This window comes from Amycolatopsis sp. NPDC043885 (assembly GCF_056435685.1).
The window spans coordinates 164,172-178,282 of sequence record NZ_JBWKEA010000019.1 but is presented as its reverse complement, the minus strand read 5'-3'; the positions used below and the strand labels follow the sequence as shown (position 1 = coordinate 178,282).

The window sequence follows — 14,111 nt, the reverse complement described above, 5'->3', positions numbered from 1 at the left end:
TCACGACCACCGGCACCGACGCCTCACCGCCACCTTCCCCCGCGGGTGGGAGGGCGGTCCGATGAGGTCCTTCGTCCCGGATCTGGTCAAGATCCTCGTCTTCGCGGTGGTGACCGTGTTGCTCACCGCGGTCCTCGGCGCCACCATCGCGAACACCAACTTCGGCGACACTTCCGGCTACACGGCCAAGTTCACCGACGCGTCCGGGCTCAAGGAGGGCGACGACGTCCGCATCGTCGGGGTGAAGGTCGGCCAGGTCGGCAAGATCGAGGTCGAGGAGGGCGAGAAAAACCTCGCCCAGGTCCATTTCGACGTCCAGACCTCGCACCGGTTGCCGGCGTCGGTGACCGCGACGATCAAGTACCGCAACCTGGTCGGCCAGCGGTATCTGTCGCTCGGCACGGACATCGGGGACGAGAAGTCGTTGCCGCGCGGCGGGGTCATCCCACCCGAGCGCACCAAACCGGCGTTGAACCTGACCGTGCTGTTCAACGGGTTCAAACCGCTCTTCCGCGCGCTGAACCCCGAGGACGTCAACAAACTGTCCTACGAGATCATCCAGGTCTTCCAGGGCGAGGGCGGCACGATCACCAGCCTGCTCGCGCACACCGCGTCGGTCACGTCGGCCATCGCGGGCAAGGACAAGATCATCGGTGACGTCATCGCGAACCTCAACGCCGTGCTCGGCACGGTCGAGAAACGCTCGCCGGAACTGGGCGAGCTGATCGATCAGACCCAACGGCTGGTCACCGGGCTGGCCGAGCAGCGGCAGCCGATCGGGGAGGCGGTCAAGGCGCTGGGCGACCTCACCGTCGCCACGACCGGGCTGCTCGCCGACGCGCGGCCCGCGCTCAAGGACGACGTCGTCCAGCTCGGCGCGCTGTCGCGGAACCTCGGCGATTCGGAACAGCTGCTCGACCATCTCCTGCAGGTGCTGCCGGGCAACCTGCAGAAGTTCACCAGGACGCTGAGTTACGGCAGCTGGTTCAACTACTACCTGTGCGGGATCTCCGGCAGCATCGGCATCAAGTCGCTCGACATCGAACTGCCGATCACGCCGCTGCCCGGCACGCAGCGACCGGAGAGGTGCGGGCCGTGAAGCCGCTCAAGGAACGCAACCAGGCCGTGGTCGGCGGCGTGACGCTCATCCTGATCGTGCTGATCACGGCGACGACGTACTTCTCCGACCGGATCCCGTTGTTCGGCAGCGGGACGACGTACTCCGCGTATTTCGGCGAGTCCGCCGGGCTGGCGCCGGACAACGAGGTGCAGGTCGCCGGCGTCAAGGTCGGCCAGGTCAGCTCGGTGGAGCTGGCGGGCAAGAAGGTGCTGGTGAAGTTCCGGGTCAAGGATGTCCGGGTCGGCGACGCGACCGCCGCGTCGATCGAGATCAAGACGCTGCTTGGCGAGAAGTTCCTCGCGCTCACGCCGAAGGGCAAGGGAAACCAGGACCCGAACACCACCATCGGGCTCGACCGCACGCGGACGCCGTTCGAACTGCAGGACGCGTTCCAGGAGCTGTCGGGCACGGTCGGCGAGATCGACACCGCGCAGCTGGCGTCGAGTTTCACCGTCCTTTCCGACGCGCTCAAGGACAGCCCGCAGTACCTCAAGGACGCGCTGAGCGGCCTTTCCTCCTTGTCCAAGACGGTGTCCTCACGCGACGGTGACCTGAAGACGTTGCTGGCCAACACGAGCAAGGTGTCCAAGACGCTGTCCGACCGCAACGCCCAGCTGAAACGGATCCTCGACGACGGCAATCTCCTGCTCGCCGAACTGCAGAACCGGAAGGACGCGATCAGCACCTTGCTCAAGGGCACGCAACAGGTTTCCGCGCAGCTGTCCGGTCTCGTCGCCGACAACCGGCACCAGCTGAAGCCGACGCTGGAGAAACTCGGCAAGGTCACCGACATCCTGCAGCGCAACCAGGACAACCTCAGCCGCAGCCTCGCACTGATGGCGCCGTTCGCCCGCGTCGGCGCCAACGCGACCGGCAACGGGCGCTGGTTCGAGGGATACCTGTGCGGGCTGCTGCCGCCGACGATCATCGCGGGCGCGTTCCAGGTGAACCCGGAGGGCTGCACCCCGCCGATCGCGGCGCCGAACCAGGGGGTGGGCGGACGATGACCATCCACACGCGCGCCGGGCGCACGGTCTACACGTGGGTCGCGTTCGCCTGCGTCCTGGTGCTGCTCCTGACCGCCGGACTGTGGCTGGTGTTCAAGGAACCGGGCGGGACACGGATCAGCGCCTACTTCGGGAAGGCCGTCGGGCTCTACGCGGGTTCGTCGGTGCGGGTGCTCGGGGTGAAGGTCGGGGAGATCACCGGCGTGACGCCGCAGGGCGAGGCGGTCCGGGTCGACATGCGGATCGACGGCGACACCCCGATCCCGGCCGACGCGGGCGCCGTCGTCGTCGCGCCGAGCCTGGTCAGCGATCGGTACGTGCAGCTGACCCCGGCGTACGAGAGCGGCCCCGAAATGGCTTCGGACACGGTGATCGCCAAGGAGAAGACGGCGACGCCGGCCGAACTGGACGACCTCTACACGAGTCTCGACAAGCTCTCGACCAGTCTGGGACCCAACGGTGCCAACAAGAACGGCGCGTTGTCGGATCTGCTGGACACCGCGGCGGCGAACCTCGACGGCAACGGGAAGAACCTCAACACCACGGTGACACGGCTGTCCGAACTGGCGAAGACCTTGGACAGCTCCAAAGGCGACCTGTTCACCACCGTGCAGAACCTGAACTCCTTCACCGGCGCGCTGGCCGAAAGCGACAAGCAGCTCAACGAGTTCTACCGCCGGGCCGCGGACGTCAGCGGTTTCCTCGCCGCGGATTCCGCCGACGTGGGTGCCGCGCTGAACTCCCTGGCGACGGCGATGGGCGACGTCGAGAAGTTCGTCGCGGAGAACAAGGATCTTCTCTCGTCCAATGTGGACAAACTGGCCGGGCTGACGAAGGTGCTCGTGGACCAGCGGGCGTCGCTCGCCGAGGTGATCGACATCGCGCCGACCGGGGCGACCAACTTCATCAACTCCTACGACGCCGCGTCCGGCACCATCGCGGTGCGGGACAACCTGAACGAGCTGACGCATCCGCCGATCCTGACCGTGTGCCGCCTGATCAGCGCGAGCACGCCGAAACCGATTCCGGACGCGCTGGGCAACATCTGCAAACAGCTCGCGCCGGTCCTCGACGGCACGCTGAAACTCCCGTCGGTCCCGCAGGTGCTGGCCTCACTGCAGAGCGGCGAACTTCCACCGCTGCCGCTCCCGCTCGTCGACGTCATGACGAAGGGGCTCCCGAAATGAGGCGGCAACGGCAGAAGATCGCGGGAGTGATGGCGGGCGTCCTCGTGCTGGCCGGCTGCGGTGACGGCGGTTTTTCGGGGCTGTACAACACGCCCTTGCCGGGTGGAGCGGATCTCGGCGACCACCCGTACCGGCTCTCCGCGCAGTTCTCCGACGTCCTCGACCTGGTGCCGCAGGCGAGTGTGAAGGTCAACGACGTCCCGGTCGGCCGCGTCGAGAAGATCGATCTCGCGCCGGACACGCGTTCGGCGTGGGTGAGCATGGTCGTCAACGGCGACATCCCGCTGCCCGCGAACGCGCGCGCCGAGCTGCGGCAGTCCAGCCTGCTCGGCGAGAAGTTCGTCGACCTGCACGCCCCCGAGAAGCCCGAGGGAACGCTCGCCGAGGGCGCGAAGATCCCGCTGGACCGCACGAACCGCAACCCCGAGGTCGAAGAGGTCCTCGGCGCGCTTTCCCTGCTGCTCAACGGCGGCGGCGTCGAGCAGATCCAGAAGATCAGCCATGAACTCAACGAAGCGCTCACCGGCAACGAGGCCGAGGTCCGCTCCCTGCTGTCCCAAGTGGACAAACTGGCCACCGAACTCGACGGGCACAAGGGTGAGATCCTGCGCGCCATCGACGGCCTCGACAAGCTGTCCAAAACCCTGGTCGGCCAGACGCAGAACCTCACGAACGCGCTCGACAATCTCTCGCCGGGGCTCAAGGTCGTGACCGAGCAACGGGATCAGCTGGTCGGCATGCTGCAGTCGCTCAACACCCTTTCCGGGGTCGCCACCGAGACGATCAAGGCGAGCAAGGACACGCTGGTCGCGAACCTCCGCGCGTTGCAGCCGACGCTGCGGAAGCTGACCGAGGCGGGCCAGGATCTGCCGACGGCGCTGCGGATCCTGCTCACGTACCCGTTCCCGGACTACGCGGGCAACGTGATCAAGGGCGACTACGCGAACGTGGAAGCCAAGATCGACCTGAACCTGGACACGTTCCTGGAGAACATGAACAACTCGTCGCAGCCGATCATCCAGCTGCCCGGTACCCAGGGCACCGGCACCCCCGGCGCGATCCCGTTCAACAACGGTGCCGCGCCGCCGGTGCTGCCGCTGCCCGCCGGTGATCTCCCTCAGGTTCCCCGAACGCCCCAAGGGGATGTACTGGGCGGCGTGCTCGGCGGGATCCTCGGACCGCTGCTCGGAGGTGGCCGGTGATCACGCGCAAGACCAGGTTCCAGCTGGCGGCGTTCGTCGTCATCGCGGTGGTTTCGGTCGTCTACGCGGGCGGCAAGTACGCCGGGCTGGACCGGCTCTTCGGCACTCGCGGCTACCTCGTCACCGCGCAGCTCGTGGACTCGGGCGGGATCTTCGTCAACGCCGAGGTCTCCTACCGCGGTGTCGCGGTCGGCAAGGTCGCGTCGATGACACTCACCGAGCACGGCATCGACCTGGGCCTCGACATCGACTCCGGCGCGCCGAAGATCCCCGCGGACACCAAGGCCGCGGTCGCGAACCGGTCGGCGGTGGGGGAGCAGTACGTCGATCTGCTGCCCATGCACGAAAACGGGCCGTACCTCACCGAGGGATCGGTCATCAAGCGGGACAAGACCTCGATCCCGCTCGCGCCGGACACCGTCCTGTCCAATTTGGACAAGCTGGTGTCGAGTGTGAAGCCGGAATCGTTGAAGACCGTCGTCGACGAGACCTACGAGGCCTTCGCGAACGCGGGCCCGGACCTGCGGCAGCTGCTGAACAGCACCGGTTCCCTCACCGCGACCGCGACCCAGTACCTGCCCGACACCCAAGGCCTGCTCGCCAACTCGCGGACGGTGCTGGACACCCAGCGTCGGCAAGCGGACAACATCACCCAGTTCTCCAGCGGGCTCAAGACGATCGCCGCGCAGCTGAAGACGTCCGACCCGGATCTGCGGCGCGTGATCGACGAGGCACCCAAGCTGAGCCGCCAGATCAGCGACGTGCTCGCGGTCTCCGGGACCGACCTCGGCGTGCTGTTCGCGAACACGCTCACGACGGCCCAGATCACGTCCGCCCGCACCGACGCGATCGAGGAACTGCTCGTCGCGTACCCGATCATCTCGGCGTTCTCGCGCTCGACATCGCCGGACGGCACCGGTCACCTGGGCGTGGTGTTCAACTTCTTCGACCCGGTCTCGTGCACGAAGGGTTACGAGGGCACGAAACAGCGTCCCGCCAACGACACCACCGAGGCGCCGGTGAACACCCAGGCGTACTGCGCCGAGCCACCAGGAAGCCCCACCGGCGTACGAGGCTCGCAGAACGCCCCGTACGCGGGAAAGCCGCCCGCGGTCCCGGAGCGGCCGAAGCAGACCCCGCAGGCGGCGGAATCCGCTCAGCTGCCGGGTGTGCTGAGCCTGCTGACCGGGTCCGCGCCGGGCGGACTGGGCGCGTTGCTGGGCGGCAAGTAGTGCTCACCCGTGCCCTCACCGTCGTCGCCGCGCTGGCGGTCCTCGCGGCCGCCTGGTTCGGCTGGTCGTGGTGGAGCGCCGCCCGGGACGACGGTCTGGCCAGGGGCCGGGAACGCGAAGCCGTCCTGGCCGCAGCGTCCGGTCAGCTCGAAGTGCTCAACACGATCGACCACCGCAGCGGCGCCCAGGACGTCGACCGCTGGCTCGGCGTCACCACGGGACGGCTCGGCAAGGACCTCACCGGCGACCGGCAGATCCAGATCGACCGGGCGACCGCGAGCAAGACCGTCGCCACCGCCGAGCTCAAGCAGGCCGCGGTCACCGAACTCGACGCCGCCGCCGGGACGGCGCGGCTGATGGCCGTGCTGGACGTGCGGGTCAGCACCGGCGGCGGCTCGGCCGTGCCCAAGGTGAGCAGGCTGACCGTGGACTACCAGCGCGTCGAGGGCGGCTGGAAGGTCAGCGCGGTCCAGGCGGCGGGATCATGACCGGGCGCGTCCCGCGGATTCTGATCGCGATCATCGCGCTGGCGACCGGCTGCGCGGTGTGGTTCGGCATCGAGGCGTCTTCGCTGGGCTCGGACGGCAACGCGGCGCTGGTGGACCAAGCCGCCACGGCCGAGGTCGCGGATCAGGTCGGCGCCGGGGTGAAGGCCGTGTTTTCCTACGACTACAGCAACCTCGCGCGAACCGAGCGGGCCGCCGCCGACGTGCTGACCGGCGAGGCGACCGGCCAGTACCGGGACCAGTTCGCCTCGGCGCGCGAACGGGCCGAGGAACAGAAGCTCGTGCGGACGACGACGGTCCGGTCGCTCGGCGTCCGGTCCCTGCGCGGAGACGAGGCGGAAGTGCTGCTGTTCCTCGACCAGCAGACGCTCACCGCGGGCGGCGGCGCCCCGCAGTCTTCGGTGTCGCAGCTTTCGGTCGCGGCGGTCCGGATCGACGGCCGGTGGAAGATCTCGCGGCTCACCCCGCTGTGATCAGGAGACACGTTTCATGTTCGCGCCGGCGATCGCGCCGCCGGAAACGGTGTAAGAACCGGAAAAAGTACGCAGCGAACCATCGGTCTGGCGAGCCGAAAGATGGACGTGCACGGTGTTCCCGCTCACGCCCGTCACGGTGAGGTCGGCCCAGGAAGTCGTCGCGAATCCCTTGACGTAGGAGGCATAAGTGCCGCCTTTCGCCAGCCGTTGCCCGCCGAGATTCCACGCGGTGAGGAAATCACGCCGGTTGAGCGCGTCGTAGTACGCGATCACCGTTTGTGCCACCGGAACCGCCGGTGCGGGATAGACCGTCTGTGTCGTCGGCGGTGCGACATAAACCGTCTGGGGCGGAGCCGCGACCGCCGGTGGCTGGATCACGATCGTGTTCGGCGGCGGTGCCACCGTGACGGCCGGTGCCGCCGTTCCCTGCGTGGGTACCGCGCACGCGGCCAGCGCGCCCGCCGCCATCAGTGTCACCGCGACCCGGTTCTTCGCTCCCATTTTTCTCCCCTTTTCCTCGTGCTATCGAGAATGCGGGAACGGTGGTCGTCCCAATAGGGGATTTGGCCTCGTTACGAATGCTGAAAAACACGCCGGAACCGTTATCGGATCTTGTGCGCGCGGGCCTAGGGCCACCCTCGTCTCACGTCGGACCGCCCCCGGGTTTAGCGTTAGGCATGACCACTGCACCTGTCGATGTCGAGAGCGCCCGCCGCGACTACGCGGCCCTCGTCGACCGTGGCCTCTCCCTGGACATCACCCGCGGCAAGCCGTCCCCTCGTCAGCTGGACCTCGCCGATGGGCTGCTCGCTCTCCCCGGAGACGTGCGCAAGGCTGAGGACGGCACGGACGTTCGCAACTACGGCGGCCTCAAGGGCCTGCCCGAGCTCCGCCGCATCTTCGCCGGGCCGCTGCAGGTCCCGGCCGAGCAGCTGCTGGCCGCGGGCAACTCCAGCCTGGAGCTGATGCACGACTCGATCGTGCAGGCCTACCTCAGCAAGCTCCCGGGCGCCGAGCGCCGCTGGGCCGACGAGCCGAGCGTCAAGTTCCTGTGCCCCGTGCCGGGCTACGACCGCCACTTCGCGCTGGCCGAGCGTTTCGGGATCGAGCTGATCCAGGTGCCGCTCACCGAGACCGGCCCGGACATGGACGTCGTCGAGCGCCTCGTCGCAGAGGACGCCGCGGTCAAGGGCATCTGGTGCGTGCCGAAGTACAGCAACCCGACCGGCGTCACCTACAGCGACGACACCGTGCGCCGCCTGGCGACGATGACCACCGCCGCCCCGGACTTCCGGATCTTCTGGGACAACGCCTACGCCGTGCACCACCTCACCGAGGACGAGGCGCGGCTGGCGGACCTGCTCGCGCTGGCCACCGAGGCGGGCAACGCCGACCGCGTGTTCGTCTTCGGCTCCACCTCGAAGGTCACCTACGCGGGCGGTGGCGTCGGCTTCTTCGGCGCCTCCGAGGCGAACCTGGCCTGGTGGACCGGCCTCATCGGCAAGCGGACCATCGGCCCGGACAAGGTCAACCAGCTCCGCCACGCGCTGTTCCTGCGCGACGAGGACGGCGTCCGCGAGCACATGCGCAAGCACGCCGAGCTCATCGGGCCGAAGTTCGCGGCCGTCGACGAGATCCTGACCAAGGAACTGGCCGAATCGGGCCTCGCGTCCTGGACCAAGCCGACCGGCGGGTACTTCATCTCGCTGACCGTGCCGTCCGGGACCGCCAAGGAGGTCGTGCGGCTGGCCAAGGAGGCGGGCATCGCCCTGACCCCGGCCGGCGCGACCCACCCGTACGGCGACGACCCCGACGACGCCGTCATCCGCATCGCGCCGACGTACCCTGAGCTGGCCGAAGTCGAAGAGGCCATCCGCGGCCTCGCCGTCTGCGTCCGCCTTGCCGCGGCGACGAAGAAATAAGTTCGAGATCTTTTCCAATCCGGGTCACGGGTGGTTCCGAACGTCCGAGTGGGTGGGTGTGCACCGCAAAGACGAGAGGAACCACTCGTGTTCGGAAAGCCCTTCGTTCGTACCCTGATCTCGCGCAGCGCCGAGAACCGCACGGATCGCCGCCGGTTCCTGAAGGCCGCCGGCGCGGCCGGGCTGGGTGTCGTCGGCGCCACCTACCTCGGGGTGCAGGCCACTTCGTCCGCTTCGGCGACAGGTGAGGCCGCTGCTGCTGCCCCCAGCGACGCGGCCGTGCTCAACTTCGCGCTCAACCTGGAGTACCTCGAAGCCGAGTTCTACTCCTTCGCCGTCCACGGCCGCGGTTTGCCGGACGACCTCACCGGCGGCGTCGGCGCCCAGGGCGGCGTCGTCGGCGGCAAGAAGGTGATGTTCCACGACAAGACGCTGCACCAGTTCGCGAAGGAGATCGCGGGCGACGAGGTCGCGCACGTCAAGTTCCTGCGTGGTGCTTTGGGTGAGGCGGCGGTGTCGCGGCCAGAGATCGACCTCAAGGACAGCTTCACCGCCGCCGCTCGCGCGGCCGGGCTGATCAGCGAGTACCAGCAGTTCGACCCGTTCGCCAACGAGAAGAACTTCCTGCTGGCGGCGTTCCTGTTCGAGGATGTCGGCGTGACGGCCTACAAGGGCGCCGCGCCGCTGATCACCAACAAGACGTTCCTGGACGCGGCCGCGGGCATCCTGGCCGCCGAGGCCTATCACGCGGCCACCATCCGGACCTCGCTGTTCGACCGCGGCCTCGGTGACGCGGCGGCCAAGATCTCCAACGCCCGCGACGCCCTCGACGGCCCCGGTGACGACGACCAGGGCATCCTGCTCGGCAACCAGGCCAACATCGTGCCGACCGACAACAACGGCATCTGTTTCGGCCGCGGCGCCGACCGGGTGCTGAACGTCGTCTACCTGAACCCCGGTCCGGTGCAGGAGGGCGGGTTCTTCCCCAAGGGGGTCAACGGGGACATCGTCGCCAGCGGCGGCGCGTGAACGCCTCTGTCGGGTCGCCGTTTCCCGGTACCGTCGGGTGACGGCGACACGACAGGGGGTCAGCGGTGAAGGCTGTGATCATCGGCGGCGGGATCTCGGGCACGGTGACCGCGATGGCGTTGCGGCGGGCCGGGATCGAAGCGAGCGTCCACGAGGCGTACCCGTCCGGCGGCGAGGACGCGGGCGCGTTCCTGACGATCATGCACAACGGCATGGACGCCCTGCGCGCGATCGGCGCCGAGGCACCGGTGATCGACAACTCCTTCGGCGCGGTGGGCCTGGAACTCGTGACGCCGGACGGGCGGACCGTCGAACGGCGTTCCTTCGACATCGACGGTCTCGCCGGGCCACGCACGATGACGCGAGCGTCGCTTTACCGTGCGCTGCAAGAGGAGACGATCTCGCGCGGGATCACCTTCGAACGCGGGAAACGGCTGGTTTCCGCCACGCCGGGGGTCGCTCGCTTCGAGGACGGTTCCGTGGCCGAAGGCGACATCCTGATCGGCGCCGACGGGCTGCGGTCGGTCGTCCGGACCATCATCGACCCGGACTGCCCGCCTCCGCGCTCGACGGGCCTCGACGTCGTCTACGGCTACACGACCGACCCGGGCATCCCGCAGGCGCCGTCCCTCTATCGGATGATTCAGAGCCTGCACGCCTTCTTCGGCTACACGAGCACGCCCGACGGCGCGACGTACTGGTTCGCGCGCCTTCCCACGGCCGAAGGCGTGCGCTCCGGCCTGTCGCCCGCCGAATGGCGCTCGGCCGCTTTCGCCGCTTTCGACGGGGAACCGTTGCCTGCCGCGGAAATCATCGAGTCCACGGGAGACGACGTCTTCGGCGGGCATTCGTACGATGTCCCCTCGACGCCGGTGTGGTTCAACGCCTCGATGGTCCTCGTGGGCGACGCGGCGCACGCGGCCTCGCCCGCCGCGGGTCAGGGCGCGTCGATGGCGCTGGAGGACAGCGTCGTCCTCGCCCAGTGTCTGCGGGATCTTCCCGACGCCCCAACGGCTTTCGCGGCCTACGAGCGGCTGCGGCGGGCGCGGGTGGAGGAGCTGGTGGCCGGCAGCGCGGCGGTGTCGTCGGGGACGACGTCCGACCGGGACCGGAACTGGCTGTACCGGCACCACATCGACTGGGACGCGAAGATCGGCTGAAGGACGCTTTCACCACATGTCACGCGGCGAAAGCGTCCTTCAGCCCCCTTGGCGTGCCGGGTGCAGGTCCGAATTCCGTGAAGGCCTCCTTCCCTACCTTCAGGGTAGGGAAGGAGGCCTTCACGGACGAAAAGCTACTTCTTGTACAGGGCTTCGATGTCGGTCGCGTAGTTCTTGTTCACGATGTTGCGCTTCAGCTTCAGGCTCGGCGTGATCTCCCCGCCGGCCTCGGTGAAGTCCTTCGAGAGGATCGTGAACTTCTTGATCGCCTCGGCCTGCGACACCGCGCTGTTGGCCTGATCCACGGCCTGCTGGATCTCGGCGCGCAGCTCGGCGTCGCCGGCCAGGTCGGACACCGTGGCGTCGGCGGGCTTGCCGTGCTGCGACTTCCACGACGGGAAGTACTCCTCGTCGATGGTGATCAGCGCGCCGATGAACGGCCGCTGGTCGCCGACGACCATCGCCTGGCTGACCAGCGGGCTGGCCTTGATGGTGTCTTCGAGCCCGGACGGGGCGACGTTCTTGCCGCCCGCGGTCACGATGATCTCCTTCTTGCGCCCGGTGATCTTGAGGAACCCGTCGCTGTCCAGCTCGCCGAGGTCGCCGGTGTGGAACCAGCCGTCCTCGAGCGCTTCCGCGGTCGCTTCGGCGTTGTTGAAGTAGCCGCCGAAGACGACGTCGCCCTTCAGCAGGATCTCGCCGTCGTCGGCGATCCGCACCGAGGTGCCGGCGACCGGACGCCCCACGGTGCCGACGCGGAACCCGTCCTGGGTGCCGACGCAGGCCGCGGCGGACGTCTCGGTCAGGCCGTAGCCCTCGAACACCGGGACACCGATGCCGCGGAAGAAGTGCGCGAGCCGCACGCCGAGCGGCGCACCGCCGGACACCGCGGCCACGCACCGGCCGCCGAGGGCCGCGCGCAGCTTGCTGAACACCAGCTTGTCGAACAGCGCGTGCTTGATCTTGAGGCCGAGCCCGGCGCCGCCGGTGTCCTGGGCCTGGCTGTACGCGACGGCAGTGGCTTCGGCGGCGTCGAAGATCTTGCCCTTGCCGTCACCGTGCGCCTTCTGCTTCGCGCCGTTGTAGACCTTCTCGAACACCCGCGGCACGGCGACGACGAACGTCGGGCGGAAGGTGCCGAGGTCGGCGACGAGGTTCTTGACGTCCGAGGTGTGCCCGAGGGTCACCCGCGCGCTGAGCGCGGTCACCGCGATGGCGCGCGCGAGGACGTGCGCGAGCGGCAGGAACACCAGCAGCGAGTTGCCCTGCTCCATCAGCTGCGGGAACGCGGCGATGTCGGCGCGGATCTCGGCGAGGAGGTTCCGATGGGTCAGCTCGACACCCTTGGGGCGGCCGGTCGTGCCCGAGGTGTACACGATCGTGGCCAGGTCGCCGGCCTTCACCGTGCGGCGCCGCTCGTGCAGGTCGTCGTCGCTCAGCTCGGCGCCCTGCTTGGTGAGCTGGTCGACGGCGCCTGCCTCGATCTGCCAGGTGTGCTCCAGCGCGTCGAGGCGGCCCTTGACGGATTCGAGCGTCGCGACGTGGTCGTCGGTCTCGACGAACACGGCCTTCGCGGCCGAGTCCGAGAGGATCCAGTGGACCTGCTCGGCCGAGGACGTGTCGTAGATCGGGACGGTGACCGCGCCGGCGGCCCAGATCGCGAAGTCGATCAGGGTCCATTCGTAGCGGGTCTTGGACATGAGCCCGACCCGGTCGCCCGGAGCGATGCCCGCCGCGGCCATTCCCTTGGCCACGGCCAGAACCTGGGCGGCGAAGTCTTTGGCGGTGACGTCCAACCAGGTACCGTCGACCTGGCGGCGGAAACTCACGACATCGGAGAACCGCTCCGCGTTCGCCCAGACGACGTCGGCGAGATTCTCGTCGTCGGTCACCGGATTGGCGGCGGGGGCGCTGTATTCGCGCACGAGGAACCTCCGTGTTCGCGTGCAAGTGGTGTGACCGGTGTTACCCGCAAGTCAACTTAGCGTGCCGTGCACCTTAAGACCATGCTGACGAATCGGCCATACCCAGGACATGACATTCTGCCGCTGTGAACCAGGCGCCGCCAGCTCTCGACATCGTTGACGAGACCTTCCTCGTGGTCCCGCCCTCCACCGTGGCCGCCGCTTTCGCCGATCCGCGATCTTGGTCACGTTACTGGCCGGACCTCGTTCTCGAGGTCTACACCGACCGCGGCGACGAAGGATTGCGCTGGACGGTGCGCGGTGCCTTGATCGGTACCATGGAGGTCTGGCTCGAGCCGGTGCTCGACGGCACTTTGCTGCACTACTTCCTGCGCGCCACTCCCGCCGGTCCGGACGGGGCGCCGCGCGTGCTCCAGCCCCGTGACCTGCGGCGGGAGTTCGACCGCAGGGCCCGTGCCGCCAAGGCCATCGCGCTCGGGCTCAAAGAGGTCCTCGAGGACGGGCGCGAGCCCGGGGTCGGTCCCCGGGCCGAGTAGGGGAGAGCATGCGGGTTCACGTGGTGTCGGATGTGCACGGCAACGCCGACGCGCTCAAACGCGCGGGCGACGGCGCCGACGCGCTGATCGTGCTGGGCGACCTGCTGGACTTCGTCGACTACCGCGAGCACGACAAGGGCATCATGGGCGCGCTGTTCGGCGCCGAGAAGGTCGGCGAATTCGCGCGGCTGCGGCGTGAGGGCACTCGTGATGAGACCGTTGCCTTCTCGCGATCGTTGTGGGCCACTTTGGCCGATCCCGCCGGCGCGGTCGGCGAGGCGATCCAAGACCAGTACGCCGTCCTGTTCGGGGCGCTGACCGCGCCGACGTTCGCGACCCCCGGCAACGTCGACGACCCGTCGCTGTGGCCCGAGTTCGCCGGCGACGGCATCACCGTCCTCGACGGCGACGTCGCCGAGTTCGGCGGGCTGCGCTTCGGGTTCATCGGCGGCGCGCTCCTCCCGCCGAACGTGGTCCCGCGCCGCAACGGCTTCTGGCGGCCGTACCTGCGCACTCGGGAGGAGTACGACGCCGCGGTCGCCGGGCTGGCGGACGTGGACGTCCTGTGCACCCACATCCCGCCCGCCATCCCGGAACTGACCTACGACGTGATCGCGCGGCGATCCGAGATCGGGTCGGCGGCGCTGGTGGATCTCATCCGCGAGCAGCGGCCGCGCTGGTCGGTCTTCGGGCACGTCCACCAGCCGCTGACCCCGCGGACGAGGGTCGGCAGGACCGAATGCCGTAACGTCGGTCACTTCAAAGAGACCTCTCAGCCCTACGTGCTTCGCTGGTGACGGTCGGTCCCG

At 68.5% G+C, this 14,111-nt stretch carries 14 protein-coding genes; 12 read left to right on the top strand and 2 right to left on the bottom strand.

What is annotated here, in order from left to right:
* Positions 1-61 precede the first annotated feature (61 nt).
* Genes AC069I_RS36970 through AC069I_RS36940 form a run of 7 tightly spaced genes read left to right on the top strand, consistent with a single transcriptional unit; the run spans position 62 to position 6,727 of the window.
* Complete coding sequence (locus AC069I_RS36970; protein WP_478230035.1) at positions 62-1,099, top strand: MCE family protein; 1,038 nt, start codon at positions 62-64, stop codon at positions 1,097-1,099.
* A complete protein-coding gene (locus AC069I_RS36965) occupies positions 1,096-2,127 on the top strand; it encodes an MCE family protein (RefSeq protein WP_478229983.1) in 1,032 nt (343 codons plus the stop codon). Before AC069I_RS36970 ends, AC069I_RS36965 begins: the two co-directional genes overlap by 4 nt.
* Positions 2,124-3,314, top strand: a complete 1,191-nt coding sequence (locus tag AC069I_RS36960; RefSeq protein WP_478267436.1) for an MCE family protein — start codon at positions 2,124-2,126, stop codon at positions 3,312-3,314. Before AC069I_RS36965 ends, AC069I_RS36960 begins: the two co-directional genes overlap by 4 nt.
* Entirely contained in the window at positions 3,311-4,516 is a 1,206-nt protein-coding gene (locus AC069I_RS36955; RefSeq protein WP_478233616.1) for an MCE family protein, read from the top strand. The genes AC069I_RS36960 and AC069I_RS36955 overlap by 4 nt, the downstream gene beginning before the upstream one ends.
* A complete protein-coding gene (locus AC069I_RS36950) occupies positions 4,513-5,748 on the top strand; it encodes an MCE family protein (RefSeq protein ID WP_478229986.1) in 1,236 nt (411 codons plus the stop codon). The genes AC069I_RS36955 and AC069I_RS36950 overlap by 4 nt, the downstream gene beginning before the upstream one ends.
* Positions 5,748-6,236, top strand: coding sequence for a hypothetical protein (locus AC069I_RS36945; protein ID WP_478267435.1), 489 nt, complete (start codon positions 5,748-5,750; stop codon positions 6,234-6,236). Before AC069I_RS36950 ends, AC069I_RS36945 begins: the two co-directional genes overlap by 1 nt.
* Entirely contained in the window at positions 6,233-6,727 is a 495-nt protein-coding gene (locus tag AC069I_RS36940; protein ID WP_478229988.1) for a hypothetical protein, read from the top strand. The genes AC069I_RS36945 and AC069I_RS36940 overlap by 4 nt, the downstream gene beginning before the upstream one ends.
* On the opposite strand, the gene AC069I_RS36935 is transcribed toward AC069I_RS36940, so the two are convergent.
* Positions 6,728-7,231 carry a hypothetical protein gene (locus AC069I_RS36935; protein WP_478233618.1) on the bottom strand — a complete coding sequence of 168 codons (504 nt, stop codon included), beginning with the start codon at positions 7,229-7,231 and terminating at the stop codon, positions 6,728-6,730.
* Positions 7,232-7,407: 176 nt separating this feature from the next.
* Between AC069I_RS36935 and AC069I_RS36930 the strand changes: the two genes are divergently transcribed.
* From AC069I_RS36930 to AC069I_RS36920, 3 genes are all read left to right on the top strand, one after another.
* Positions 7,408-8,652 (top strand): aspartate aminotransferase type Ic, encoded by a 1,245-nt coding sequence (locus AC069I_RS36930; RefSeq protein WP_478229990.1) that lies wholly within the window; start codon positions 7,408-7,410, stop codon positions 8,650-8,652.
* Positions 8,653-8,739: 87 nt separating this feature from the next.
* Positions 8,740-9,681, top strand: coding sequence for a ferritin-like domain-containing protein (locus AC069I_RS36925; RefSeq protein WP_478267434.1), 942 nt, complete (start codon positions 8,740-8,742; stop codon positions 9,679-9,681).
* Positions 9,682-9,746: 65 nt separating this feature from the next.
* Complete coding sequence (locus AC069I_RS36920) at positions 9,747-10,841, top strand: FAD-dependent oxidoreductase (RefSeq protein ID WP_478267433.1); 1,095 nt, start codon at positions 9,747-9,749, stop codon at positions 10,839-10,841.
* A gap of 134 nt (positions 10,842-10,975) precedes the next feature.
* Here AC069I_RS36920 and AC069I_RS36915 read toward each other — a convergent pair whose 3' ends face one another.
* Positions 10,976-12,766: an AMP-dependent synthetase/ligase gene (locus AC069I_RS36915; protein ID WP_478229993.1), complete on the bottom strand. Its 1,791-nt coding sequence runs from the start codon at positions 12,764-12,766 to the stop codon at positions 10,976-10,978.
* Positions 12,767-12,891: 125 nt separating this feature from the next.
* On the opposite strand from AC069I_RS36915, the gene AC069I_RS36910 reads away from it, so the two are divergent.
* Together AC069I_RS36910 and AC069I_RS36905 are read left to right on the top strand one after the other, a co-directional pair.
* Entirely contained in the window at positions 12,892-13,302 is a 411-nt protein-coding gene (locus AC069I_RS36910) for a polyketide cyclase / dehydrase and lipid transport (RefSeq protein ID WP_378436573.1), read from the top strand.
* Positions 13,303-13,310: 8 nt separating this feature from the next.
* Positions 13,311-14,099: a metallophosphoesterase family protein gene (locus AC069I_RS36905; protein ID WP_478229994.1), complete on the top strand. Its 789-nt coding sequence runs from the start codon at positions 13,311-13,313 to the stop codon at positions 14,097-14,099.
* Positions 14,100-14,111 lie beyond the last annotated feature (12 nt).